We start from the raw sequence: 23,858 nt of genomic DNA on the forward strand, positions 1-23,858 counted from the left end.
CCGCCGCGACCGCCGCCTCCTGACCGCCGGACCCGCCCGCCCCCGCTCCGCCCGCAACCCCGCATCCGACCCGCTGACCCTTGGAGCTCCAGATGGACCTGACGGACCCGCAGACGGCGTACCTCGTCTCCGTCGGCACCTTCCTGCCGGGCGACCCGGTGGACAATGCCCGGCTGGCCGCCGCCCTCGGCGTGAGCGAGGAGTGGATCGAGGTCTTCATCGGGACGAAGACACGCCACTTCGCCCGCGACGTGGAGAGCGGCGAGGTCCGCCACACCCTCGCCGACCTCTGCGCCCGGGCCGGCGAACGCGCCCTCGACGCCGCCGGTCTCGACCCTTCCGCGATCGACTTCGTGGTCATGGGCACCGCCACCCCCGACCACCTGATGCCGGCCACCGTCAACCTGGTCGCGGACCGGCTCGGTATCGACCAGGTGCCCACCTACCAGCTCCAGTCCGGCTGCGCGGGCGCGGTCCAGGCCCTCGAGCTCGGCCGCACCCTGGTCGCCGCCACCGGCGGCACCGGCCTGGTCATCGGCGGCGACGTCTGCAGCAAGCACCTGGACCTGCGCCAGGACCTGACCGGGGCCGCCCCCAGCGAGCTGGTCAACTACGTCCTGTTCGGCGACGGCGCCGGGGCGGCGGTGCTCGCACCGGAACCGTCCGGCGAGCGCGTGGCGCTCCGCCGGGTGCTCAACCGGCTGACGGGACTGGGCCGTTCGCCCGGCCAGCTGATCGAGTGGTTCGGCGTCGCCGACAAGGACAGCGGCAAGCAGGCCGTCAAGGAGGACTACAAGGCGATCGAGGAGTCCGTGCCGGTCATGGCCGGCGAGATCCTCTGGGAGCTGCTCGGCGAACTCGACTGGGCCCCGGAGGACCTGGACTACCTGCTGCCGCCGCAACTGTCCGGGGTGATGACGGCGAAGATCACCGCCGAGCTGGGCGTACCCGGCGCGGAGGAGGTCTCCTGCGTCGCCGACACCGGCAACAACGGCAACGCACTGCCGTTCCTGCAGACCGAGCGACTGCTGCGGCGGATGACGTCCGGTCAGAAGGCGCTGGCCGTCGCGGTGGAGTCCAGCAAGTGGCTGAAGGCCGGCTTCGCCCTGGAGAAGCTCTGACCCGCCGGCGGCCCCGCCCCCGCTCCTGCCTGCTCGGCCGTGCCGCCGACCAGACCCCGGCCCGAACCTGTGCCCACACCCGTGCCCCCGAGTTCACTGAGGAGTTGACCGTGACCGCGCCGATCGCCACCCCGGCCGAGTTCGTCGACCTGCTGCGCGACGCCACCGGCCTCGACCTGGGCGCCGAGGAGTTGCAGCTCGACTACGACCGGCTGCCCGGCTGGGACTCGCTGCACCTGCTCAAGCTCGTCTCCGCGCTGGAACGGGCCACCGGCCGCAAGGTCCCGGTGGGCCGGGTGCTGGAGACCCGCAGCCTGGCCGAACTGCACACCCTGGCGGTGACCGGATGACTCCACCGGAGAGGACACCGCCGGACAAGACGCCGCCGGACAAGACGCCGCCCGAGCGGACGCCGCCCCGGCTGGAGCCGGTCCGCTCCCGCAGACACACCGTCTACTTCCAGGAGTTCGCCGCCACCCAGCGGCCCGTCTTCCTCGACACCGAGGTCGACATGGGCCGGGTGCTCGCCCACCGCGCCGCCCGCAGGGCCGAGGGCCACGGCTACTCCCATGTCGGCTACGTGCTCTGGGCGCTGGGCCGGGTCCTGGCGCAGTACCCCGAGGCCAACGCGGTGATGGCCCCCGGCTGGCCGAGCCGCTGGCGCACCCCGCGGATCGCCCGCTACACCGGCGGCGTCACCGCCAAACTGGCCCTGGACCGGCGGCTCGACGGGCAGCGCACGGTGCTGTCCGCGCTGCTGCCGAACCTGGAGCGGGCGACGCTGGACGAGATCCAGCAGCGCATCGACCGCTACCGGGGACCGGAGACCGAGCGGCTGCCGGAGTTCGCCGGCGTCCGCAAACTGTCCGGACTCCCGGTTCTGGCAGGCAGGTTGGCGTTCGCGCTGGCGCTGCGCGACATCCGCCGCCGCGAGCAGATCTTCGGCACGGTCGCCGTCAGCTCGCTGGGCCACCAGCCGGTGGACGGCTTCCACTCGGTCGGCGGCACCGCGCTCACCGTGAACCTCGGGCGGGTGCTCGACCGCCCGGTGGTCCGCGACGGGCAGGTCGTCGTGGCCCCCGTGCTCCGGCTCGGACTGGCCTTCGACCACCGGGTCGTCGACGGCGCCCTCGCCGCCGAGGTCCTCGGCGCGCTCAAGCACACCCTGGAGGAATTCGATGACGGCGTCGACGGTGCCGCACGGCCCGGCGGCCACGGGGCCCGCGTTCGGCCCGCTGATCCGGATCGCCGGCCGCTCGGGGCCGTGGCCGCAGATCCGGGCTGACCTGGACCGCTACGGCACCGCCCTGGTCTACGCGCGCACCGAGGACTGGCGCCCGGACCAGGCCGCCGGGCCGCGGCTGAAGGAACTGCTGGGCCGTCAGGACTGGGAGCGCTACCTGGAGCAGCGCCACCCCGGCGTGCGCAGCCGCTTCGCCGCGTCCCGGGTGCTGCTCAAGTACGCGGCCGGGGCCGCGCTCCAAGTTCCGCCGGACCGGCTGGAGTTGGGGTACCTCGGCACCGGGCGGCCGTACCTGCGCGGCAACGACTCCCTGGACATCAGCCTCAGCCACACCGACGGGCTGCTGCTGGTCGGCCTCACCAGCCGCGGCGCCATCGGGGTGGACGTGGAGGACGCCCACCGCAGGTTCCACGAGGCCGGGCTCGCCCGGCACTGGTGCAGCGCCGAGGAGTCCGCCCGCGTGGACGCCCTCCCGGCCGAGCGCCGCGACCCCGAACTGGTCCGGCTGTGGACGCTCAAGGAGTCCTACAGCAAGGCGCTCGGCGTCGGCATGCAGTTCCGCTTCACCGACTTCACCTTCGCCGAGGAGAAGGGCAGGCTCACCGTCCGCAGCGCCGACCGGAGCAGCGGCGGCGAGGACGCCTGGGCCTTCGGCACCTGGACGGTCGGCGCCGACTACGCCGTCGCGGTGGCCGTCCGCAGCGCCGGTTTCGGCCGCACCGACGACACCGCCGCGCACACCATGCTCGACCCCAGCTTCATGGACGCCGTCGCCGCCGTCCTCGCCGACGACCCGGACGACGACACCGGCGGCCCCGGTTCCACTCCCGCAGACGACGACTGGTGACTTGAGTGCGAAAGGTGGCCCGCCGTGGCCCGGTTGACCGAACTGAAGCAGTACGCCCGGCTGCACGCCCGCGGCCAGGGCCTGGAGCAGGGCCGCACCGCCCGGCTGCTGGCCGGCATCCGCGACGACGAGCCCGGCAGCGCCGACTCCTGGGCGCAGGTGTGGAACCGCGCCGGCGACGAGCTCGCCGCCAAGGGCCGCCACCTCGACGCCGCCCGCCACTACACCCTGGCCCGGTTCCCCTATCCCGCCGACGAGTTCCGCGCCTACGCGCAGCGGCACGCCGTCGCCGCGATCGACGCCTGGCGCAAGGAGCGCGGCGGCATCGAGCGCAAGGAGTTCGCCCTTCCCGGCGGCACCGTCCGCGCCTGGACCTCCGGGCTGGACATGGCCGGCCCGCGCCCGCTGCTGGTCGTGATGGGCGGCATCGTCTCCACCAAGGAGCAGTGGGCGCCGCTGCTGCCCAAGCTCGCCAAGCTGGGCTTCGCCGTCGTGGTCACCGAACTGCCCGGCGTCGGCGAGAACGAGCAACCGTACGGGCCCGGCTCCTGGCGGTTCCTCACCGAACTGCTCGACCACCTGGACGGCTGGGCCGACACCGCCGACACCTCGCTGCTGGCCCTCAGCTTCAGCGGCCACCTCGCCCTGCGTGCCTCGATCGAGGACCGGCGGATCCGCCGCATCCTCACCGTCGGCGCTCCGGTCGCCCGCTTCTTCACGGACGAGCAGTGGTGGCGCGCGCAGGTCCCGGACGTCACCAAGGAGGTGCTCGTCCAGCTCACCGGAGCCGCGGACCAGGACGCGCTCTTCGCCGCACTCTCCGGCGAGGGCTGGGCGCTGACCACCCCTCAGCTCTCGACGGTGACCGCCTCGGTGGGCTACGTCCTGTCCAGCCGCGACGAGATCATCCCGCGCGGCGACAGCCACCTGCTGGGCGCCGCCCTGGACCGGCTGGCACTCAAGGAGTTCGACGACGTCCACGGCTCGCCCGCGCACCTGGGCGAGATGCGCACCTGGCTGCTGGCCACCCTGCTCCGGTTCCGCTCGGAGGCGGACCCGCGCGCCCGCGCGCTCGAAGTCGTGCTCGCCGTCCAGGAGTTCGCCGCTCGTCGCAGAGGGGTCCGGGTCTGATGGCCGCCGCCGGCACCGCCACCCCGCTGACGGCCCTGGACTCGACCTTCCTCGGCCTGGAGTCCGCCGAGTCCCCGATGCACCTGGGCGCCCTGCTCCGCTTCGGCCCCGGCGGCCCCCCGGCCGACGTGCTGCCCGTGCTGCTGGCGGAGCGGGCGGCCCGGTCGCCGCGGCTGCGCCAGGTCGTCTCGGTGCCGCTCAACCCCTTCAAGGCCCCGCAGTGGGTGCCCGACCCGAACTTCCACGCCCCGCGCCACGTCCGCGTCCACGAGGTCGGGGGCGGCGCCGGCGCGGTGGAGCGGCTCGCCGCGTCGCTCATGGCCGGCCCGCTGCACCGGGGGCTGCCGCCCTGGGAACTGCACGTACTGTTCCGGCCCGGCGGCCCCGAGGAGGGCTTCCACCTGCTGACCAAGCTCCACCACGCGGCCGTGGACGGACTGCGCGCGGTCGAGATCGTCACCCGCCTCTTCGACCGCCTCCAGCACTCCGCCGCCTCTGCCGTGGCCTCTCCCGGCGCCCCCTCCGCCCCGTCAACTCCCGTCTCCGGACCACCTCCTGTACCACCTGTTGGACCTCCTTTTGTGCCTACCCTCCCCGCTCCACTGCGCCGCCTGACCGACCAGGCGCTGCGCTCCTCCTCCGTCCTCACCGGGGTGGCCACCGCCGCGCTCGGCAGCGTCATGCGCCCCAGCGGCCACCCCCTGCACAGCCCGACCGGCTCCGTCGACCGCGTCCTGACGCTGCGTTCGTTCCCGCTGGCCGAACTCCAGCGCGTCCGGCGGGCCCACGGCGGCACCCTGCACGACGTCGTACTCGCCCTGCTGGCGGGCGCGTTGCGCCGCTGGTACCTGGGTCTGGGCCACGATCCGGAACGGCACAGCACGCGCGTCCTCGTCCCGGTCAGCCGCCGCACCCGGGCCGGGGAGGTGCTGCACGGCAACCAGCTGTCCGGCTACCTGGTCACCCTGCCGCTGAGCGAACCCGACCCGCTGGTACGGCTGTTCCGGGTCCGCGAGTCCATGGCCGCCTGCAAGGACCACGGCCCCTCCCGGGGCGCGGGCGCCGTCGCCACCCTCCCGGAACTGCTGCCGGCCGGCGTCCAGCGCTTCACCGGCCCGCTGCTGCGCCCGACGGCCCCGCTGCTCTTCGACGCCCTCGCGACCGACGTCCCGATCCCGGGCCTGCCGTTCACCCTCGGCGGCGCGCCGCTGGCCGCCGTCCACCCCCTCCCCCCGCTCGCCCAGGGCCACCTCCTCGCCCTGGCGACGAGCCGCTACCGTGACCGCGTGCATGTCACCGTCCATGGCACGGTGGTCAGTTACCGCGACCCCCGGCTGCTCGGGCCGGCCCTCAGCGCGGAACTGGCGGAACTGCTGCGCACCTGACCCTGGCGGCGCGGCCACGCCCGGAACGCCCCCGTGACCGCGCCCCTAGGACCGCCCGGCCCGCTCTTCCTCCCCGTTCCTGGCCTCCTCCGCGTCCACCGCCTGCCCTGCCTTCGCCACGGCCGGCTCGGGCCTGGTGTGCAGCACTTCGCGGGCCTGCTCCGCGGCGCGCAGGATGCTCTCGCTGATGAAGTCCAGGAAGCGGGCGATGTTCTCCAGCCGCGTGGCGGCCAGGCTGTCCGGCCCGAGCACGGCGACGCCCTGCCGCGCGACGGCGACGAGTTGGTCGTTCGCCCGGGCGCTGGCGACCGTCGCCTGGAAGAACAGCTCGTCGTCGACGATGTACCGGTCCCGGCGCCGCTCGTCGCGCTCCCTGCGCACCAGGCTCTGGCTCTCCAGGAAGGCGATCGCCTTGGAGATGGACGCCGGGCTGACCTCTAGCCGCCGGGCCAGCTCGGCCGCGGTGACACTCCCCGTTTCGCTGGTGAACAGGCAGGTGAGCACCCGGGCCGCCATCTTGGGCACGCCCGTGGCCATGAGGACGGTCGTCAGCGTCTCCTCGTACTCGACCACGGCCTCGGCGTCCCGCCCCTGCGGCCGCGCAGCGGCCCCTTCGCCGCGCGGCGACGCCGGCCTGCGCCGATGGGCCCGCCGCTCGGTTGCCCGGTGGGCCAGGTCCGCGCGATAGGCGGTAGGGCCGCCGTTGCGCATCACCTCACGGGTGACGGTCGAGGTCGGCCGGTCCAGCCGCCGTGCGATCTCGGCGTAGGGCAGGCTGTCGGCCAGCCCCAGCGCGATCTGCTGACGCTCCTGCTGGGTGAGCCTGCCTCCGGGCATCGCGTTCTCCTCGGTGGTCCTTCGTGGTCGCGGCGCACCCACCATAGCGTTCACCCTCAGTCATTGCAATGGCGGCCTTTCGCCTCATTGCATTGCCCGTCACTCCATTGCAACACTTTCTAGCTCCTGAGCTGCTATTACGCAGGAGTGTCGCAACGATCTAGTTGCCATCCTGCAGAAAGCAACGTAGCGTTTCCCATATCAGAAACGCCACCTCGCACACTGGAGCCCACGATGCAGAAGTTCGACACCACCGCCCCGATCGCCGCCGTCCTGCAGATCCCCGCCGGGCGCGTCCAGCTCATCGCCGCCGACCGCACCGACACCACCGTCGACATCCGGCCCGCCAACCCCGGCAAGAACCGCGACGTCCGCGCCGCCGAGAAGACCACCGTCTCCTTCAGCGAAGGGGTCCTGCGGATCCAGGCCGCCGAGGCCGCCAACCAGCTCTTCGGCCCCTCCGGCTCCGTGGAGGTCACCGTCCAACTGCCCACCGGCTCCCGGGTGGAGGCCGAGACCGCCAGCTGCGAACTCCGCGTCGTCGGCCGCCTGGGCGATCTCGACTTCGCCGGCGCCTACCGCCAGATCAAGATCGACGAAGCCGCCCACGTCCGCCTCACCGCGATCGACGGCGACGTCGAGATCGGCCGCCTCACCGGCCCCGCCGAGATCACCACCCCCCGCGGCGACATCCGCATCGCCGAGGCCGGCGCCGGCGCCGTCGTGCTCCGCACCCAGTCCGGCTCCATCTCGGTCACCGCCGCCCCCGGCGTCTCCGCCACCCTGGACGCCGACACCGGCTACGGCCGCATCAGCAACTCCCTCAAGAACGACGGCACCCCCACCCTCGCCATCCGCGCCACCACCTCCCACGGCGACATCACCGCACGCAGCCTGTGAGCCGCGAACCAGAACCGGCCCCGCCGACCAGTTCGGCGGGGCCGGTGGACCACGGCACTCCTGTGCCGCCCGCTCCCGATGGACCGAGGCGGACCTCGGCACACCCGGAACGGGAAGCCCCCGGCACTTCGTCCCCCGCGGACTCGCTGTGCAACGCCATCGCAGAGCGCCACAGCCTCCCGGTGCTGACCACCGACCGGGCGTGGTCGGTGGTCGAACGCCTCATCGGGGATTCGCGGTCAAGACGATCTGCATCCACTGAGGTCAACCCCCAAGGAGGCGACCGCCACTGATGTGCGCTCCGTCGCTAGGGTCTGCCGGGTGACGGAACTCCCAGGCTTCAACGTGTCCTTGAAACGGCTGGCGGATCGACGCGCCCTCGCTGTCGGGGACCTTGCGAGTCTGTCCGCCGTCGGTGAGGACGAACTCCGCGCGGTCTTCGACGGAGCAAGTCCCAGCCCGGCGCTCCTGCGCAGGCTGGCGTCAGCCTTCCACCTGCACCCGGAGGATCTGTTCGTCATCGCCGAAGTGACCCTGCCGCTCGAGATGACCCCCCTGGACCCGCGAGCCGGAACCTGGGCGGCGACTCTGGCCTGCCAGGCGGCGAAGCTGCCCACGCCAGAACGGGCCCACCTGCGCCGGCTCGCGGGCGCGCTGCCGCAGGAGCCCCGCACTCAGCCTGCTCCGGGGCCGCGACCTCATCTGAAGTATCCGCCCGGCCCGGGCAGGGTCCTCGCGCGTCTGCTCGCCAACCGAAACCTGGACTTGGCCTCCGGAGCCCGGACCTTCCTGGCCCTCACCGGCCGGTACTGGTCCGCAGCCACCTACGGACAGGTCGGTCGCGGCCGCAGAGTGGTGACCCCCGAACTGCTGGCCGACTACGCGACCGTGTTGGGTGTTCCCGTCCGCGACCTGGCCGCACTGACCGGCGTCGAGCCGCCGCACCGAACCCCGGCTCCATCGCCGGTCTCAATCGACGTGGCCGATCTCCTCTGGGAGACCCGGCGTCTGAGCAGCGATCAGGTGAAGCGGTTGAGCGATAGCGCGCGGGCCGCGCGACCGTCCTAGTCGCGCCAGCAGGCCCCGGGGACCCTGCCCCTGGTCAATGACGGGGCCGACACCGCTGCCGGGGGCGTCACTGAAGCGCTGATCCGGGAGTGCCACGCCACGCGGAAGAGTGTGCCGTGAACTCGGCCGGAACGATGCGAAAGGGGCGACCGAGCTCGGCCCACGCCCCCGAGTCCTCATCGTCCTCCCACTCCTCGTCATCGAGAACCTTGACCGCCAAGAGGGCACGACGAGGCTCGCGCATGGTGATCGCGTCCGCGAGAAAAACGACGCTCAGGTACTCATCGACGACGGCCAGCACCTCGTCCACTGAGGCCTCGCTCCAAGCGGGATCGTCGACGAACTGCACATCGGCGTCCTGCTGCCAGTCCCCCCACGGCTCCATGAGCGCAGCCCTCACCGCCTGCCACCCCTGCTCATCGCTGTAGTCAGTCCTGACGACCAGTGATGCCCAGTCCTCATCGCGGACCACGGGGGGCAGTTGCCGCTTACTCCCTCTCCTCTGCTACCGGGTGACGGTCCAGTGCTGGGACCTTCTCACGCGTCACCGACAGCACGTCCTTCCGGACCTGCCCTGGACTACCAGAGGAGCCATGCCCTTGGACACACCCTTCGATCTCACGAGCGCCGCCCTGGCCGCCGCAGAGCGCGGCCGGCCGGTGCCCGCTCCGCCCGGGCTCCAAGAAGCCCGCCCTGCAGAGCAGGACGCAGTGCCTCCGAACTGGGCAGTTCCCACCTGGCGTTCGAACTGCGAAAGGCACGCGACCCCAACGAAGCCACATTGCGGGGTCGGTGGCGTCAGGCGCCTCCGGGGAACCGGCATCGCGGTCGGGCCGGGTACTGGTGCGGGACCTGGCGGCACGGCGACCCCGCGCTGGTCTCAGTGCGGGGCCCTGCTCGCTGTCGCGGCTGGTCAGCCGCCGAGCCCCCTGTCGGACTCGAACCGACGACCTTCGCTTTACAAGAGCGGCGCTCTACCAACTGAGCTAAGGAGGCACGGAGCCTGTCCGCAGCATGCCGCCACGGCAGGTCCGGGCCGCAGTCTACCCGGAGGGGCGGCCGCCCTGGGCGGGTATGCGGGGCGAGCACCGGGGCCGGGGGGGCGGGGCGAGCACCGGGGCCGGGGGTGCGGGGCGAGCACCGGGGCCGGGGGTGCGAGGCGAGCACCGGGGCCGGGGGTGATGAATTCGTTTCGTCTGACCTGCTGACAAACAGACGGAACGCCAGGTACCGTCGCCCGGACCCCCTTTACGGGCCCCGTCAGGGGGCTTCACTCGGATCGTCCGGCACGTTCCTGCCGGTGAAGGAGACAGATCACCCATGCCTTCGGTGACTTATGACAAGGCCACCCGCCTCTACCCGGGTGGCACCAAGCCCGCCGTCGACGCGCTCGACCTGCAGATCGAGGACGGCGAGTTCCTCGTCCTGGTCGGCCCCTCCGGCTGTGGCAAGTCCACCTCGCTGCGCATGCTGGCGGGCCTCGAGGACGTGAACGGCGGCGCCATCCGCATCGGCGACCGCGACGTGACCCACCTGCCGCCGAAGGACCGGAACATCGCGATGGTGTTCCAGAACTACGCGCTCTACCCGCACATGACGGTCGCCGAGAACATGGGCTTCGCCCTGAAGATCGCCGGCGTCAACAAGGCCGAGATCCGCGCGAAGGTCGAGGAGGCCGCGAAGATCCTCGACCTGACCCAGTACCTGGACCGCAAGCCGAAGGCCCTCTCCGGCGGTCAGCGCCAGCGCGTCGCCATGGGCCGCGCCATCGTCCGCGAGCCGCAGGTCTTCCTCATGGACGAGCCGCTGTCCAACCTGGACGCCAAGCTCCGTGTGTCCACCCGCACCCAGATCGCCTCGCTGCAGCGCCGACTGGGCATCACCACCGTCTACGTGACGCACGACCAGGTCGAGGCGCTCACCATGGGCGACCGCGTGGCCGTCCTCAAGGACGGACTGCTGCAGCAGGTCGACACCCCGCGCAACATGTACGACAAGCCGGCCAACCTCTTCGTCGCGGGCTTCATCGGCTCCCCGGCGATGAACCTGATCGAGGTCCCGATCGCCGACGGCGGCGTGAAGTTCGGTGACTCGCTGGTGCCGGTCTCCCGCGAGGCCCTGGCCCAGGCGTCCGAGGCCGGCGACACCACGCTGACGCTGGGCGTCCGCCCGGAGCACCTGGACGTCGTGTCCGAGGGCGAGGGCCTGGCCAAGGGCGGCAGCGGTCTGGCCGTCACCGTCAACGTGGTCGAGGAGCTCGGCGCCGACGGCTACGTCTACGGCACCGCCGACCTCGGCGGCGAGAAGAAGGACCTGGTCATCCGCGTCGGCGGCCGCTCCATCCCGGCCCGTGGCGAGGTGCTGCACGTGGTGCCGCGCACCGGCGAGACCCACGTCTTCTCCACCAACACCGGCAACCGCCTCGGCGACTGACGGAGCCGACGGCCCGACAGGCCTGCGGCACTGACGGAACGTCAACTCTCCGCCCTCACGGGTTCACCCGTGAGGGCGGTTTGCTGCACTCCGCTTCCGGGACAAAACCGGCACGCCTGTCACTCATTGGAGTGACTTAGAGTCACCATCGCGATACCCCTCGCTAGCATCCCCTGCTGTGAAGCAGCTAGCCCGCCGACTCGGCCGCACCCTCGCCTTCGTCCTGCCCGTCGTCATGGTGACCACGGGCACCCTCGCGGTGACCAGGGTGAACTGGGCGCCGCCCAGTTCCAGTGACGCCAACATGCTGGCCGCCGCCGCGCGTGCCGACGCCCAGAACCAGGCCCACGCGCAGGCCCCGCAGGACGCCCTGCGCGACCGCCTGCTGCGCGAACTGCGCACCGGCAACCCCGGCACGGCGCTCAACGGCCTGCAGCGGGCCATGGAACAGCACCCCGACCTGCGCGCCTACTGCACGGGCATCGCCCGCGAGCTGGGGCAGGCGGCGGTGCGCAAGTACCAGGGCGACGTCAAGCGCGCGCTGTCCTACGCCCGCCCGGTCTGCGACGCCTCCTTCGCCTCCGGGGCCACCGCCGCGGGCGCCGCTCACTGAGTTGACGTGACGGCGGACGGGACAGCCGTCAAGAACGGGGCAGCCGTCAACCGTCACGTCACCCGAGGCGCATAGGGTGTGCGCCATGACCGCAGAGCAGCTTCTCCCCGACAGCGGGGAATCCCCGCTGTCCGCCCCGCCGGTGACGCAGGCCGTCATCCTGGCCGGCGGCCAGGGCTCCCGCCTCCGGCCGTACACCGACACGCGCCCGAAGCCGATGATCGAGATCCCGGGCACCGGGGTCCCGATCATCGGCCACCAGCTCCAGTGGCTGGCCGAGCACGGCGTCACCGACGTCGTCATCTCCTGCGGCTACCTGGCCGACGTGCTCCAGGACTGGCTCAAGACCGCGGATCTGCCGGTCGCCGTCACCACCGTCGTCGAGACCGAGCCGCTGGGCCGCGGTGGCGGCCTCAAGTTCGCCGCCTCCTCGCTGCCGCGCCACGACGAGCCCTGGTACGCCACCAACGGCGACATCTGGACCCGTTTCAACCTGCGCCGGATGGCCGCCTTCCACGACGAGCGGGCCGCCGCCGCGACGCTCGCCCTGGCCCGCCCCCGGCTGCCGTGGGGCACCGTCGATGTCGACCAGTTCGGCACCATCAACGACTTCATCGAGTCGCCGCCCTCGCCGTACCTGATCAACGCGGGCGTCTACGTCTTCTCGGCCGAGTTCACGGCGATGCTCCCGGACCTCGGCGACCACGAGCGCAGCACCTTCCCGCGGCTCGCGCGCGAACGCCGGCTGGCCGGCTACGAACTGCCGCAGGGCGTCTACTGGCGGGCGATCGACACCGCCAAGGACCTCAACGAGGCCGCCAAGGAACTGGCCGCAGCCCGGGCCCGCGCGGAGGCCTGACGCGCGCAGGACCAGGCACCGGAGCGTAGAGCCGTAAGGGGCGCGGGGCCTGCGGGCCCCGCGCCCCTTCGCTTTGCTGACGCTCCGTCAGTGGCCGCCCAGCAGGCCCCCGATGACACCGTTGGTGCTGCTCGGGCTGGACGACGACGGCTTCGGCGCCGAGGTGTGGCCGCCGCCGCTGCCGCCGGAGCTGCTGCTCCGCGGCGAACTCCCGCCGCTCGACGAGGCCTTGGTGGTCGTCGAGGAGCCGGACGTCGTGGTGCCCCCGCCGTGGTGACGCGCGCTCGCCGAGGCGTGCGGCGAGGGCGACGCGGACACCCGGGGCTTCTTCGCCGGCTTGCCGTGCTGCTGCCCCGAACCGGTGCCCTGGGCGGGGATGACGCCACTGGGCCAGACCGGGCTCGGGTACTCCGTCCCCGACGGCGTGGCCGGGTTCTCCGGGACCGTGGCCGACTCCAGCTTGGAGGTGCGCACCGCCGCGCCCAGCATCGAGCCCAGCACCATGGCGGTGCCGACCACCAGCGTGGTCAGCACCACGCCGCGCCGCAGCACCCGCCGCCGGAGCCGCGCGGTCGAGGCCCGCTCGCCGAGCTTGCGCCAGGCGTCCAGGGCGAGCCAGCCGTCCAGCGAGAACATCGGGGCACCCGCCAGCAGCAGCGGACTCCAGGCGACCAGGTAGAGGAACTCCGGCGCGTCGTACGCCGGGACGGACTGCCAGGCCACGGTCACCAGCAGGGCCGCGCTGAGCGCCATGGTCGCCGCGGCGGCCGGGCGCATCCACAGGCCGAGGATGGCCAGCACGCCGCAGACCACCTGGGTGAAGGCCACCGCCAGCCCCGCGCCCACCGGGTGGGTCAGCGCGAACTGCAGCAGCGGCTCGGCGGCGGACCACGGGTGCAGCGACTGCAGCCAGTGCATCATCGAGCCGCGCGCGCCCCCGTCGAAGTACACGGGATCGCAGAGCTTGCTGAAGCCGGCCCAGACGCTGACGCAGCCGAGCAGGATGCGCAGCGGCAGCAGCACCAGGCCCAGGTCCACCCGGCGGCGCGGGTACCAGTCGCCGCGGTCGGGGTCGGGCGCGGGGATCGGCGCGAGCTCGACGGCGCCCAGCTCGGTCTCGTAGTCGGGCCGCACCAGCACCTGCGTGGTGTCCTGACCCGCCGTCAGCTCCGTGTCCGGGCCGAGGCCCTGGGCCGGAACGGTGCCGGTGCCCGCGACGGCCGCGGCGAGCAGCGGGGACGCCTCCCCCGCCCACGTGATCGTCCGTACCCGCGGCTGCCGCCTCGGCGCGCCGGCGGGGGCCACGAGCGGCGGCAGCACCAGCTCCGCGCTGGGCGCGGCCAGCGGCACGGCCGGCTCGATCAACGAGACCGGCGGCGGCGTGAACCGAACCCGGAAACTCGCCGTGGTGGTGTTGAGCCGCGCGGGATCGGACGGCACCTTCACCGACGCGAACGCGATCTCCTCCGCGGCGTCCCTACGAGGACGCGAGGCTGTTCGTGTGTCCACACTCCTCTAACCGGATGAACCCCCGTTAGGACACTGCCCCCAGCCCTGCAACTGCCCATGGCGAAGCAAGCGCCCACCAGCGGCGTGGAAACACGGCCCGCGGCCAACCCGCCACCCCGGCCCCGCGAACGCCAAGGCCGCCCGCACCGGTCGCCGGCGGCCGCGTCCGCGGCTCCGCCGCGCCGCCAGGCAGCACGCAGGCCGCGCTCTCCCAGCCTTCAGCGGGGAACGCCAGGCTGCCCCGACCCCCGGGGGCGGGGAACGCGACGGCCGCCGGTCGCCCGCACCGCGTAGCGGGGCGCACCCACGCAGCACGCCGCACAGGGGCCGGTGCGGACCCGCGCCCCTCCCCGGCGGCCGCGTCCGGGCGCGTCCGCGGCTCCGCCGCGCCGCCAGGCAGCACGCAGGCCGCGCTGTCCCAGCCTTCGGCCGGGAACGCCAGGCTGCCCCGACCCCCGGGGGCGGGGAACGCGACGGCCGCCGGTCGCCCGCACCGCGTAGCGGGGCGCATGCACGCAGCACGCCGCACAGGGGCCGGTTGCGGACCCGCGCCCGCGAGCGGGGCGGGCTCGCGCAGCTCGACGCCGTGGGGGCCGGGGCGGGGGGCGGGGGCTACAGCGCCCCCTCGCCCAGCCCCCTACGCCCGCAGTCGGGCGGCTTCGTAGAGGACGATGCCCGCGGCCACGCCCGCGTTGAGGCTTTCGGCCTGGCCGGGCATGGGGATACGGACCGTCAGGTCGCAGGTCTCGGCGACCAGTCGGGACAGGCCCTTGCCCTCGGATCCGATGACCAGGACGACGGGCCCGGTCAGCGCGTCCAGGTCGGTGATCGTCCCGGTCCCGTCCGCGGCCAGGCCCACCACGAAGCAGCCGGCCTTCTGGTACGACTCCAGAGTCCGGGTCAGGTTGGTCGCGCGGGCGACCGGCACCCGGGCCGCCGCGCCCGACGAGGTCTTCCACGCACCCGCCGTCATCCCCGCCGAGCGGCGCTCAGGGATGACGACACCGTGGCCGTCGAAGGCGGCCACGGACCGGACCACCGCGCCCAGGTTGCGCGAGTCGGTGATCCCGTCCAGCGCCACGATCAGTGGGGCGGCGTGGGCGTTCGCCGCGGCGGCCAGCAGGTCGTCCGGGTGCGCGTACTCGTACGGGGGCACCTGGAGGATCAGCCCCTGGTGGTTGTTGCCCTCCGCCAGGTTGTCCAGCTGCTGCCGGGGCGCCTCCAGCAGCGGCACGCCGCGCTCGGTCGCCAGCTTCAGCGCCTCGCGCACCCGGTCGTCGTTGTCGATGAACTGCAGCACGTACAGCGCCGACGCGGGGACGCCGCCCTCCAGGGCCTCCAGCACGGAGTTGCGGCCGTAGACCAGCTCCGTGCCGCTCTTTCCGGTGCGCCCCTGGAGGCCGCCCCGGCGCATGCCCGCACGCGCTCGCGCGTCGGCCGCCCGCTTCGCGGCCGCGTTCGCGGCGCGCTGCTTCGGGTGGCCCTTGCGCATCTCGGCGGGCGGGGTCGGGCCCTTGCCCTCGAGCGCCCTGCGGCTGTGGCCACCGGTGCCGACCGACGCGCCCTTCTTGCTGCCAGGGTTGCGGCGGTTCCTCCGCTGGCTGTTGCCGGCCATCTGCTGCTTCCTGCTTCCTGCTTGATCGATCGTCAGACCACCCGGTGGTGAACCCACCTGGTCAGATCACTTGTTGAGGGTCCAGCGCGAGCCCTCGGCGCCGTCCTCGATGCTCAGTCCGGCCTGGGTGAGCCGGTCCCGGATCGCGTCCGAGGTGGCGTAGTCCTTGCGGGACCGCGCCGCCTGGCGCTGCTCCAGCACCAGGGCGACCAGGGCGTCGACCACGTCGGCGAGCTGCTCGCCGGTGCCCGAGCCGCCACCGCGCCAGAAGGGGTCGAGCGGGTCGAGGCCGAGCACCCCGAGCATCGCACGGACCTCGGAGAGCCGCGCGACCGCGCTCTCCTTGTCGTCCGCCGCGAGCGCGGCGTTGCCCTGCCGGACGGCGGTGTGCACGATCGCCATCGCCTGCGGGACGCCGAAGTCCTCGTCCATCGCCTCGGCGAAGGCCGGCGGCACCTCGGTCGCCGGGGCGACCTCGCCGTGCAGCTCGGTGACCCGCTCCGCGAAGCCCTCGATCCGGTTGAACCCGGTCTCGGCCTCACGCAGCGCCTCCTCGCTGTACTCGATGGTCGAGCGGTAGTGGGGGGTGCCCAGGTAGTAGCGGAGCACGATCGGCCGCCAGGTCTTCACCATCTCGGAGACCAGCACCGAGTTGCCCAGCGACTTGCTCATCTTCTCGCCGCGCAGGGTCACCCAGGCGTTGTGCAGCCAGTAGCTCGCGAAGTCGTCGCCGAAGGCCTTGGACTGCGCGATCTCGTTCTCGTGGTGCGGGAAGATCAGGTCCCGCCCACCGCCGTGGATGTCGAAAGCGCGGCCCAGGTACTTGTGCGCCATCGCCGAGCACTCCAGGTGCCAGCCCGGACGGCCCCGGCCCCAGGGCGTCTCCCAGCTGGGCTCGCCCGGCTTGGCCGCCTTCCACATGGCGAAGTCGCGCGGGTCCCGCTTGCCGGTCTCGCCCTCGCTCTCGGGCTGCAGCAGGTTCTCCAGCTGCTGGTGCGAGAGCTCCAGGTAGCCCGGGTAGGAGGTGACGCTGAAGTAGACGTTGCCCTCGGACTCGTAGGCGTAGCCGCGCTCGATCAGCGTCCGCATCATCTCGATCATCTCGGGGATGTGCCCGGTCGCCCGCGGCTCCACCGTCGGCGGCAGGCAGCCCAGCGCGGTGTAGCCCTCGTCGAAGGCGCGCTCGTTGGCGTAGCCGATCTGCCACCAGGGCAGGCCGGTCTCCCGCGACTTCGCGATGATCTTGTCGTCGATGTCGGTGACGTTGCGCAGCAGGGTCACGTCGTAGCCGCGGTAGGCGAACCAGCGACGCATGATGTCGAAGTTCAGCCCGGACCGGATGTGGCCGATGTGCGGAGCGGCCTGCACGGTCGCGCCGCACAGGTAGATCGAGACGCAGCCCGGCGTGATCGGGACGAAGTCACGGACCTGACCGGCGGCGGTGTCGTGCAGACGAATACTCACGGCGTCAAGCGTAGTGGGAGCCGGGGGGTGCCCAGGCCCGATCGCGGCCGGGGGCCATCCAGGCTTCACGCCGGTGACACAAATCCGACGGACCGTCAGGACCGGGTCAGACTCCGCCGAGCTTGTCGACCACCTTCCGGGCCCGGACCCGCACCACCACCCGGACGTCGTCCGGCCCGTCGGCGGTGTAGTCGGCACCGGTGTACTTCCGGGACAGCGCGTCGATCAGCTCCCGGCCGCCCTCGCGCGTCAACTCGGCGACCCCGCGCACCTCCAGATAGGTGTACGGCTTCTCCCTCGGGTAGATCAGCACGCTGATCCGCGGGTCCCGGCGCAGGTTCTGCTCCTTGCGCCGACCGACCAGCGTCGAGAGCAGCAGGTCGTCGCCGTCCCGGGTGACCCACATGACCGACTGGTGCGGGCTGCCGTCCGGCTGCAGCGTGGAGACGATCGCGAAGGACCGGTCGTCGACCAGGGTGCGCGCCCGGCCGTTGAGTGCGGTGGCGGAAGTCATGCTCCCTCAGTACACCAACGCGGTCGCGATCGCCGCGAGACCCTCCGCCCTTCCGGTGAGTCCGAGCCCGTCGGAGGTGGTCCCGGACACCGAGACCGGCACCCCGCCCAGCGCCTCGGACAGCGCCTGCTGGGCCTCCGCCCGCCGCGTCCCGATCTTCGGGCGGACGCCGATGACCTGCACCGAGACGTTGCCGATCTCGAAGCCGGCCGCGCGGACGATCCGTCCGGCCTCGGCCAGCAGGGTCACCCCGGAGGCTCCGGCCCACTCGGGGCGGTCGGTGCCGAAGTGCTGGCCCAGGTCGCCGACCCCGGCCGCGGCGAACAGCGCGTCGCAGGCGGCGTGGGCGACGACGTCGGCATCGCTGTGCCCGGCCAGGCCGTACTCGGACTCCCAGCGCAGGCCCGCCACCCAGAGCTCTCGGCCCTTCTCGAAGGCGTGCACGTCGGTCCCCACGCCCACGCGGGGCAGGCGCGGCCCGGATGCCGGCTCGGCGGTCGGTTCAGTACCCATCGTTGGCCCTCCGGCGGGCGAGTACGGCCTCGGCCAGGACCAGGTCCAGGGGCCGGGTCACCTTGAACGCCTCCTCGTGCCCGGGCACGACGACGACTTGGCCGCCGAAGCGCTCGACCAGCCCCGCGTCGTCCGTCGCCTCGAACTCCTCCGCCGCGGCCTTGGCGTGCACGTCCGCCAGCCGGGCCCGCGGAAAGCCCTGCGGCGTCTGCACGGCACGCAGCAGCGCCCGCTCGGGCGTGCCCACGACCGGCTCCGGCCGCCCGGGGGCGACGGGCTCGATCTGCTTGACGGTGTCCGCGAGCGGCACGGCGGGCACGACGCCCTCGGCGCCGTCCGCGACGGCCCGGACCACGGCGTCCACCACCTCGACGGGAACCAGCGGCCGGGCCGCGTCGTGCACCAGCACGATGTCGACGTCCTCCGGCACCTCGGCCAGGGCCAGCCGGACGGACTCCTGGCGGGTCGCCCCGCCGGCCACGACGGTGAGCGAGGTGCCTTCCAGGGTGCCCAGCCCGGCGTCCTCCAGCAGCGTCCGCACCTCCGCGACGCCCTCCGGCGGCGCGGCCACGACGACGAGGGAGACGGCCCGCGAGCGCGCGAGCGCCCGCACCGCGTGGACCAGGATCGGCACTCCGCCGAGCTCTCGCAGAGCCTTCGGGGCGCCCGGCCCCAGTCGTTCGCCCCGCCCGGCGGCAGGGACCACTGCTGCGGCGTTCAGGTTTCGTTCCTTCGGAGGAATGGGTAGAGCGTGACTGACGGACAGTCAGCTGCGCACACCTTAGGGGCGCGGGGCAGCGCACGGGAAACCAGCCGCTTCACGGAGGCCGAACGGCGATGCCGTGATCCCCGGTGCTGCTCGGTTGTCCGCGCGATGACCCGCGCCCCTGAGGGTGCGACTGCTGGAGGTGCAGAAGCTCAGGAAGCGAGGACCTCGTCGAGGAGGGACTCCGCCTTGTCCTCGTTGGTGTTCTCGGCCAGCGCGAGCTCGCTGACCAGGATCTGGCGCGCCTTGGCGAGCATGCGCTTCTCGCCTGCGGAGAGCCCGCGCTCGCGCTCGCGACGCCAAAGGTCGCGCACAACTTCCGCGACCTTGATAACGTCACCGGAGGCAAGCTTCTCCAGGTTCGCCTTGTAGCGGCGCGACCAGTTGGTGGGCTCCTCGGTGTACGGTGCGCGCAGCACGTCGAACACCTTGTCCAGCCCGTCCTGGCCGACCACGTCGCGCACGCCGACGAACTCTGCGTTCTCCGCAGGGACGCGCAGCGTCAGGTCGCCCTGCTGCACCTTGAGCACCAGGTAGGTCTTGTCCACACCCTTGATCTGGCGGATTTCGATAGCCTCGATCAGCGCGGCCCCGTGATGGGGGTAGACCACGGTGTCGCCAACCTTGAACGTCATGTGACAGGTACCCCTTCCGTGGCTTTCCAGAGTAACACGCTCCTGGCCGTATCCGAAGGGCGTTTCCGCAGGTCAGGGCCGCTCTCGGGGCTTGACAAGGGGCCGTATGACGTGCTGGGCGGGGTGCTTTGGAACAACTTCCCGCAGGTGGGAGCGGTTGTTCACGAACCGGCAGCCCCACATTGACCTCGCAATGATCTTGAATTCTGGCCGTTGCCGAACCGTGATCTGATCTTCGACCGGAGGGGTGCACACGTTCCCGGGATCCACCCGGACGGCGGATGCCCGGTCAGGGCGCCCGCGACACGGGGTGCCACCCCGTGCAGAGCGGATCAGGGGCCTCGGTAATCTAAGGCGCGGTCGGCTCGATCTTTGACCAAGCCGCCGAAACCCGTGCGCATCCGTGCACACCCGTTCAATCCGTCCAAGGAGATGACTCCGTCGTGAGCCGCAGTCTTCGTCGCGGCGCGGTCGCCGCTCTGGCCCTTGCCATCGCCCCCGTGCTCGCGGCCTGCGCCGCCAGTTCGAACGCTGCCACGCTCGAGGTCAAGCCGAACGTCGCGGCGACCTCGGTCGGTTCGCTGAAGCTGAACGGCGTCGCCCTCGTGGTGGGCACCGACGGGTCCGCGAACGTCACCGCCAACATCGCCAACTGGGCGGACCAGGCGGACACGCTCACCTCCGTCTCGGTGGCCGGCCAGAACGCCACGCTGACCGGCCCGACACAGATCCCCGCCGGCGGCGCGCTGCAGCTCGGCGCCGGGACCACGGCCAACATCCCCGGCTTCAGCGGCCAGGAGGGCGCCAACGCCCCGGTGACCTTCCAGTTCCAGAACGGCGGCTCGGTCACCGTCCAGGCGCTGGTCAACTCCGCGCAGGGGGTGTACTCCTCCTACGCCCCCACCGCGACGCCGACCCCGGCCGCGCCGGTCGGCGGCGCCCCCTCGGCCTCCGCCCCCGCGTCGAAGCCCGCGGGCGGGGCGAAGACGACGACCAGCCCGTCGGCGTCCCCGTCCAAGCACTGAGGCGGCCGACAGGCCGTCAGCAGGAAAGCCCGCCGCGGTGACCGNCGGTGACCGCGGCGGGCTTTCGTCATGTCCGTGGGGAACCGGGCGGGATCAGGGCTCGAACTTGTAGCCCAGGCCGCGCACGGTGACCAGGTAGCGGGGAGCGCCCGGGTCCGGCTCGATCTTCGCGCGCAGGCGCTTGACGTGGACGTCCAGGGTCTTGGTGTCGCCGACGTAGTCGGCGCCCCAGACCCGGTCGATCAGCTGCATCCGGGTGAGCACCCGGCCGGCGTTGCGCAGCAGCATCTCCAGCAGGTCGAACTCCTTGAGCGGGAGGTCCACCTTGGCGCCGTCCACGGTCACCACGTGGCGGTCGACGTCCATCCGGACCGGGCCGGCCTCCAGGGCGCCGGGGCCGCCGCCGTCGGCCTCGGGCTCGCCGCGGCGGCGCAGCACGGCGCGGATGCGGGCGACCAGCTCGCGGGTGGAGTAGGGCTTGGTGACGTAGTCGTCCGCTCCTATCTCCAGGCCGACGACCTTGTCGATCTCGCTGTCCTTGGCGGTGACCATGATCACGGGCACGCTGGACCGGGCCCGCAGCTGGCGGCAGACCTCGGTGCCGGGCAGGCCCGGGAGCATCAGGTCGAGCAGCACCAAGTCGGCGCCGTTGCGTTCGAACTGGTCCAGGGCGTCCGGGCCGGTGGCGGCGATGGCCACCTCGAAGCCCTCCTTGCGGAGCATGTAGGAGAGGGCGTCGCTGAAGGACTCCTCGTCCTCCACGACGAGCACACGGGTCACGACATTGCCTCCGGGGCGGCGTCAGGGGTGGGAGTGGGAGTGGTTACGGGGTCCGCGCGGTCGGGGTCGGGCTTCCCCGCGGGCAGGCGCAGGGTGAAGGTCGAGCCCTGGCCCTCGACCGACCAGACGGAGACGGTGCCGCCGTGGGAGGCGGCCACGTGCTTGACGATCGACAGGCCGAGGCCGGTTCCGCCGGTCGCCCGGGAACGGGCCGGGTCGACACGGTAGAAGCGTTCGAAGATCCGCTCGCGGTCCTTCTCGGAGATGCCGACGCCCTGGTCGGTCACCGAGATCTCCACGGTGTCCGGCTTGCCGGCCGGACCGGGGACCTTGCGGGCGGCGATGGCCACGCGGGTGCGGGCCGGGCTGTAGTTGACGGCGTTCTCCACCAGGTTGCCCAGCGCGGCGGCCAACTGGCCGCGGTTGCCGTGCAGTTGGAGTCCGGCGATGCCGCCGGCCGCCATCGTGATCTGCTTGGCCGCGGCCTGGTGCCGACACCGGTCCATGGCCTCGGCGACCAGTTCGTCCACCGGGACCCGTTCGGCGTCGACCAGGCGGGTGTCGTCCTGGACCCGGGAGAGTTCGATGATCTCCTGGACCAGGCTGGTCAGCCGGGTGGACTCGATCTGCATCCGGCCCGCGAAGCGGCGCACCGCCTCGGGGTCGTCGCTGGCGTCCTGCACCGCCTCGGACAGCAGCGAGAGCGCGCCGACCGGGGTCTTCAGCTCGTGCGAGACGTTGGCGACGAAGTCCCGGCGGACCGCCTCGACCCGGCGGGCCTCGGTCAGGTCCTCGACCAGCACCAGCACCAGGCGCGAGCCCAACGGAGCCACCCGGACCGAGACGGCGAGCACGTCCCCGCCGGCCTTGCTGTCCATCCGGCGCGGTATGTCGAGGTCGGCCTGCCGAATCTCGCCGTCGCGCCGGGTGAGCCGGGCCATGGCCAGGATCTGCTCGACGGCGACGGCGCCGCCGCGGACCAGGCCCAGCGCGTACGCGGCGGAGCTGGCCTTGACCACCTGGTCGCTCTCGTCGACCACGACCGCGCAGGAGCGCAGCACCGACAGCACGGTGTCCACGCCCGGCGGCAGGGGCGGCTCAGCCTGCTGCTCGGGGCGCTTGGCGGGTTTCCTCCGGGTGGCCTCGCTCCACCGGAAGGTGAGTGCCGCGGTGAGGCCGACGCCGAGCCCGACGATCGCGCTCGCGGAGGCCGCAGCCACGTTCAGGTCCATGCATTCAGCCTAAGCGGACGGCGATGACCTGCTGTAACCCCTGGAATCAAGGGCTAGCTCCCGGTCGCCGAGAATTCACCTGAGTGTTGGCAGTGGTTCATTCCTGCTGAGGACCTGGTACGTCCGGGCGACGCACAGTGGTTCCGACGCCCTGGGGAGACGTCTGCCCAGGCGGCCCGAGCAGCCGGGCTGGCCGAGCGGCCGGACGGACGGAACGAGAAGGAACAGGACATGCGCGACGCGTACCACGAGGAACTCGACTCGATCGGCGACGGCCTTGTCGAGCTCGCCCGCCTGGCCGGCTCGGCCATGGGCCGGGCCACCACGGCACTGCTGGAAGGCGACCTCTCGCTGGCGGAGAGTGTGATCGCCGCCGACGAGAAGCTTGACGAGCTGCACCACGACCTGGAGAACCGGGCCATAGCGCTGCTCGCCCGGCAGCAGCCGGTGGCGACGGATCTGCGCATCGTGGTCACCTCGCTGCGGATGAGCGCGGACCTGGAGCGCTCCGGCGACCTGGCCCGCCACATCGCCAAGCTGGCGCGCCTGCGCTACCCCGAGTCCGCGATCCCGGCGGACCTGCACCCGATCGTCCTGGAGATGGGCCAGCTGGCCCAGCGCCTGATGACCAAGGCGGGCCAGGTGATCGCCACCAAGGACGTCGACGCCGCGCTGGAGCTGGAGCGCGACGACGACGCGATCGACGAGCTGCACCGCTCCCTCTTCGCCCACCTGCTGGACGACCGCTGGCACCACGGCGTCGAGACCGCGGTGGACGTCACCCTGGCCGGCCGCTACTACGAGCGCTTCGCCGACCACGCCGTCTCCGTCGCCAAGCGCGTCGTCTTCCTCGTCACCGGCGAACACGCCGACGACTTCGTCCCCACCCCGGACCTGGCGGAGTAGTCCCGCCGACCCGGCGGCGCGGGGCTTTGACGGTGCCCGAGCGAGCCAGAGGCGGGGCTGGGGTGACCGGTGGTCCAGCGCCGAACCGGCCTCGGGCTCGGACGTGCCTCGGCCTCTGGCCTGGTCAGGGCCGGTGACGCGCCCCGGCGTCCGGCTGGAGGGCCGCCAAGTGGGGACAGGGAGTCGGCGCCCTGGGGCCTGGCGGATCTGGGCTGGGCCTGGCGGCCGGACCTTCGTGGCACCCGCCGCCCCAGGCGCGGCCGGAACCGAGGCCGAGCGTGGGGCTGGGGGTCAGGGGGGCGAACCGGCCTTCGGCCGAGGGGCCGCCCAGGCGGGCTGGGCCGGACGGCCGGGGGTTCGAGCCGGACGGCCGCAGGGCCGACGGGGGGGGCCGCCGCCCCCACTGGACCGAGGGCGGCCCTCAGGGCGCGGGGCCGGACCGAGGCGGCCGTCAGGGCGGGG

24 protein-coding genes and 1 tRNA gene are annotated in these 23,858 nt (G+C 72.7%); 13 read left to right on the forward strand and 12 right to left on the reverse strand.

All coding sequences use genetic code 11. From position 1 onward, the window contains the following. Window positions 1-92 precede the first annotated feature (92 nt). The 6 genes from ACFP3V_RS02175 (at window position 93) to ACFP3V_RS02200 (ending at window position 5,727) form a co-directional block, all read left to right on the forward strand. Window positions 93-1,121 carry a 3-oxoacyl-ACP synthase III family protein gene (locus ACFP3V_RS02175; protein ID WP_380579049.1) on the forward strand — a complete coding sequence of 343 codons (1,029 nt, stop codon included), beginning with the start codon at window positions 93-95 and terminating at the stop codon, window positions 1,119-1,121. A gap of 110 nt (window positions 1,122-1,231) precedes the next feature. Continuing rightward, on the forward strand, window positions 1,232-1,471 hold the full coding sequence (locus ACFP3V_RS02180; protein ID WP_380579051.1) for an acyl carrier protein: 240 nt from the start codon (window positions 1,232-1,234) through the stop codon (window positions 1,469-1,471). After that, window positions 1,468-2,406 carry a 2-oxo acid dehydrogenase subunit E2 gene (locus ACFP3V_RS02185; protein ID WP_380579053.1) on the forward strand — a complete coding sequence of 313 codons (939 nt, stop codon included), beginning with the start codon at window positions 1,468-1,470 and terminating at the stop codon, window positions 2,404-2,406. Before ACFP3V_RS02180 ends, ACFP3V_RS02185 begins: the two co-directional genes overlap by 4 nt. Next, window positions 2,300-3,211, forward strand: coding sequence for a 4'-phosphopantetheinyl transferase family protein (locus ACFP3V_RS02190; protein ID WP_380579055.1), 912 nt, complete (start codon window positions 2,300-2,302; stop codon window positions 3,209-3,211). Before ACFP3V_RS02185 ends, ACFP3V_RS02190 begins: the two co-directional genes overlap by 107 nt. Window positions 3,212-3,235: 24 nt before the next feature. Next, a complete protein-coding gene (locus ACFP3V_RS02195) occupies window positions 3,236-4,342 on the forward strand; it encodes an alpha/beta hydrolase family protein (RefSeq protein WP_380579057.1) in 1,107 nt (368 codons plus the stop codon). Beyond that, window positions 4,342-5,727: a wax ester/triacylglycerol synthase domain-containing protein gene (locus ACFP3V_RS02200; RefSeq protein ID WP_380579059.1), complete on the forward strand. Its 1,386-nt coding sequence runs from the start codon at window positions 4,342-4,344 to the stop codon at window positions 5,725-5,727. The genes ACFP3V_RS02195 and ACFP3V_RS02200 overlap by 1 nt, the downstream gene beginning before the upstream one ends. A gap of 45 nt (window positions 5,728-5,772) precedes the next feature. On the opposite strand, the gene ACFP3V_RS02205 is transcribed toward ACFP3V_RS02200, so the two are convergent. Then, on the reverse strand, window positions 5,773-6,564 hold the full coding sequence (locus ACFP3V_RS02205; RefSeq protein ID WP_380579061.1) for a helix-turn-helix domain-containing protein: 792 nt from the start codon (window positions 6,562-6,564) through the stop codon (window positions 5,773-5,775). A 234-nt stretch (window positions 6,565-6,798) separates the two neighbouring features. Between ACFP3V_RS02205 and ACFP3V_RS02210 the strand changes: the two genes are divergently transcribed. Both ACFP3V_RS02210 and ACFP3V_RS02215 read left to right on the forward strand, forming a co-directional pair. Continuing rightward, window positions 6,799-7,464 (forward strand): DUF4097 family beta strand repeat-containing protein, encoded by a 666-nt coding sequence (locus tag ACFP3V_RS02210; protein ID WP_380579063.1) that lies wholly within the window; start codon window positions 6,799-6,801, stop codon window positions 7,462-7,464. 321 nt (window positions 7,465-7,785) lie between these two features. Beyond that, window positions 7,786-8,532 (forward strand): hypothetical protein, encoded by a 747-nt coding sequence (locus ACFP3V_RS02215; RefSeq protein ID WP_380579065.1) that lies wholly within the window; start codon window positions 7,786-7,788, stop codon window positions 8,530-8,532. Between the two features lie 67 nt (window positions 8,533-8,599). Here ACFP3V_RS02215 and ACFP3V_RS02220 read toward each other — a convergent pair whose 3' ends face one another. Continuing rightward, the gene (locus ACFP3V_RS02220) at window positions 8,600-9,004 is read right to left on the reverse strand and encodes a DUF6924 domain-containing protein (RefSeq protein ID WP_380579067.1); all 405 of its coding nucleotides are present in this window, start codon (window positions 9,002-9,004) and stop codon (window positions 8,600-8,602) included. A gap of 451 nt (window positions 9,005-9,455) precedes the next feature. Then, window positions 9,456-9,528 (reverse strand) — tRNA-Thr (locus ACFP3V_RS02225). A gap of 324 nt (window positions 9,529-9,852) precedes the next feature. On the opposite strand from ACFP3V_RS02225, the gene ACFP3V_RS02230 reads away from it, so the two are divergent. The 3 genes from ACFP3V_RS02230 (at window position 9,853) to ACFP3V_RS02240 (ending at window position 12,437) form a co-directional block, all read left to right on the forward strand. Beyond that, window positions 9,853-10,965, forward strand: coding sequence for an ABC transporter ATP-binding protein (locus ACFP3V_RS02230; RefSeq protein WP_380579069.1), 1,113 nt, complete (start codon window positions 9,853-9,855; stop codon window positions 10,963-10,965). Window positions 10,966-11,143: 178 nt separating this feature from the next. Next, on the forward strand, window positions 11,144-11,578 hold the full coding sequence (locus ACFP3V_RS02235) for a hypothetical protein (RefSeq protein WP_380579071.1): 435 nt from the start codon (window positions 11,144-11,146) through the stop codon (window positions 11,576-11,578). Window positions 11,579-11,663: 85 nt separating this feature from the next. Beyond that, entirely contained in the window at window positions 11,664-12,437 is a 774-nt protein-coding gene (locus tag ACFP3V_RS02240; RefSeq protein WP_380579073.1) for a nucleotidyltransferase family protein, read from the forward strand. An 87-nt stretch (window positions 12,438-12,524) separates the two neighbouring features. Here ACFP3V_RS02240 and ACFP3V_RS02245 read toward each other — a convergent pair whose 3' ends face one another. The 7 genes from ACFP3V_RS02245 to ACFP3V_RS02275 all read right to left on the reverse strand — a co-directional run bounded on the left by ACFP3V_RS02245 (window position 12,525) and on the right by ACFP3V_RS02275 (window position 19,453). After that, window positions 12,525-13,946 (reverse strand): DoxX family membrane protein, encoded by a 1,422-nt coding sequence (locus ACFP3V_RS02245; protein WP_380579075.1) that lies wholly within the window; start codon window positions 13,944-13,946, stop codon window positions 12,525-12,527. A 637-nt stretch (window positions 13,947-14,583) separates the two neighbouring features. After that, entirely contained in the window at window positions 14,584-15,561 is a 978-nt protein-coding gene (gene rlmB / locus ACFP3V_RS02250) for a 23S rRNA (guanosine(2251)-2'-O)-methyltransferase RlmB (RefSeq protein WP_380579077.1), read from the reverse strand. Window positions 15,562-15,627: 66 nt separating this feature from the next. Continuing rightward, complete coding sequence (gene cysS / locus ACFP3V_RS02255; protein WP_380579079.1) at window positions 15,628-17,025, reverse strand: cysteine--tRNA ligase; 1,398 nt, start codon at window positions 17,023-17,025, stop codon at window positions 15,628-15,630. Between the two features lie 106 nt (window positions 17,026-17,131). Next, a complete protein-coding gene (locus tag ACFP3V_RS02260) occupies window positions 17,132-17,539 on the reverse strand; it encodes a PPOX class F420-dependent oxidoreductase (protein ID WP_380579081.1) in 408 nt (135 codons plus the stop codon). Window positions 17,540-17,545: 6 nt separating this feature from the next. Then, on the reverse strand, window positions 17,546-18,052 hold the full coding sequence (ispF, locus tag ACFP3V_RS02265; protein WP_380579082.1) for a 2-C-methyl-D-erythritol 2,4-cyclodiphosphate synthase: 507 nt from the start codon (window positions 18,050-18,052) through the stop codon (window positions 17,546-17,548). Next, entirely contained in the window at window positions 18,042-18,818 is a 777-nt protein-coding gene (gene ispD, locus ACFP3V_RS02270) for a 2-C-methyl-D-erythritol 4-phosphate cytidylyltransferase (RefSeq protein WP_380579231.1), read from the reverse strand. Before ispD ends, ispF begins: the two co-directional genes overlap by 11 nt. Before the next feature lie 152 nt (window positions 18,819-18,970). Next, window positions 18,971-19,453, reverse strand: coding sequence for a CarD family transcriptional regulator (locus ACFP3V_RS02275; RefSeq protein ID WP_380579084.1), 483 nt, complete (start codon window positions 19,451-19,453; stop codon window positions 18,971-18,973). A gap of 443 nt (window positions 19,454-19,896) precedes the next feature. Here ACFP3V_RS02275 and ACFP3V_RS02280 point away from each other — a divergent pair, with 443 nt between their 5' ends. Further along, window positions 19,897-20,478, forward strand: coding sequence for a copper chaperone PCu(A)C (locus tag ACFP3V_RS02280; protein ID WP_380579086.1), 582 nt, complete (start codon window positions 19,897-19,899; stop codon window positions 20,476-20,478). 93 nt (window positions 20,479-20,571) lie between these two features. Here the strand turns inward: ACFP3V_RS02280 and phoP are convergent, their stop codons facing one another. Continuing rightward, window positions 20,572-21,249, reverse strand: coding sequence for a two-component system response regulator PhoP (gene phoP, locus ACFP3V_RS02285; protein ID WP_465270088.1), 678 nt, complete (start codon window positions 21,247-21,249; stop codon window positions 20,572-20,574). A 5-nt stretch (window positions 21,250-21,254) separates the two neighbouring features. After that, a complete protein-coding gene (gene phoR, locus ACFP3V_RS02290; RefSeq protein ID WP_380579090.1) occupies window positions 21,255-22,490 on the reverse strand; it encodes a two-component system sensor histidine kinase PhoR in 1,236 nt (411 codons plus the stop codon). Between the two features lie 231 nt (window positions 22,491-22,721). Between phoR and phoU the strand changes: the two genes are divergently transcribed. Continuing rightward, entirely contained in the window at window positions 22,722-23,396 is a 675-nt protein-coding gene (phoU, locus tag ACFP3V_RS02295; protein ID WP_380579092.1) for a phosphate signaling complex protein PhoU, read from the forward strand. The last annotated feature ends 462 nt before the right edge of the window (window positions 23,397-23,858 follow it).

Origin of the sequence: Streptacidiphilus monticola, assembly GCF_042658505.1 — a bacterium.
GTDB lineage: Bacteria > Actinomycetota > Actinomycetes > Streptomycetales > Streptomycetaceae > Streptacidiphilus > Streptacidiphilus monticola.

What these genes read in the sequence shown, in the direction of transcription:
- ACFP3V_RS02175 (WP_380579049.1), top strand. Translation starts at nt 93, where the DNA reads ATGGACCTGACGGACCCGCAGACGGCGTACCTCGTCTCCGTCGGCACC.
- ACFP3V_RS02185 (WP_380579053.1), top strand. Translation starts at nt 1,468, where the DNA reads ATGACTCCACCGGAGAGGACACCGCCGGACAAGACGCCGCCGGACAAG.
- ACFP3V_RS02190 (WP_380579055.1), top strand. Translation starts at nt 2,300, where the DNA reads ATGACGGCGTCGACGGTGCCGCACGGCCCGGCGGCCACGGGGCCCGCG.
- ACFP3V_RS02200 (WP_380579059.1), top strand. Translation starts at nt 4,342, where the DNA reads ATGGCCGCCGCCGGCACCGCCACCCCGCTGACGGCCCTGGACTCGACC.
- ACFP3V_RS02205 (WP_380579061.1), bottom strand. Translation starts at nt 6,564, where the DNA reads ATGCCCGGAGGCAGGCTCACCCAGCAGGAGCGTCAGCAGATCGCGCTG.
- ACFP3V_RS02210 (WP_380579063.1), top strand. Translation starts at nt 6,799, where the DNA reads ATGCAGAAGTTCGACACCACCGCCCCGATCGCCGCCGTCCTGCAGATC.
- ACFP3V_RS02230 (WP_380579069.1), top strand. Translation starts at nt 9,853, where the DNA reads ATGCCTTCGGTGACTTATGACAAGGCCACCCGCCTCTACCCGGGTGGC.
- ACFP3V_RS02240 (WP_380579073.1), top strand. Translation starts at nt 11,664, where the DNA reads ATGACCGCAGAGCAGCTTCTCCCCGACAGCGGGGAATCCCCGCTGTCC.
- rlmB (WP_380579077.1), bottom strand. Translation starts at nt 15,561, where the DNA reads ATGGCCGGCAACAGCCAGCGGAGGAACCGCCGCAACCCTGGCAGCAAG.
- ACFP3V_RS02260 (WP_380579081.1), bottom strand. Translation starts at nt 17,539, where the DNA reads ATGACTTCCGCCACCGCACTCAACGGCCGGGCGCGCACCCTGGTCGAC.
- ispF (WP_380579082.1), bottom strand. Translation starts at nt 18,052, where the DNA reads ATGGGTACTGAACCGACCGCCGAGCCGGCATCCGGGCCGCGCCTGCCC.
- ACFP3V_RS02275 (WP_380579084.1), bottom strand. Translation starts at nt 19,453, where the DNA reads ATGACGTTCAAGGTTGGCGACACCGTGGTCTACCCCCATCACGGGGCC.
- phoR (WP_380579090.1), bottom strand. Translation starts at nt 22,490, where the DNA reads ATGGACCTGAACGTGGCTGCGGCCTCCGCGAGCGCGATCGTCGGGCTC.
- phoU (WP_380579092.1), top strand. Translation starts at nt 22,722, where the DNA reads ATGCGCGACGCGTACCACGAGGAACTCGACTCGATCGGCGACGGCCTT.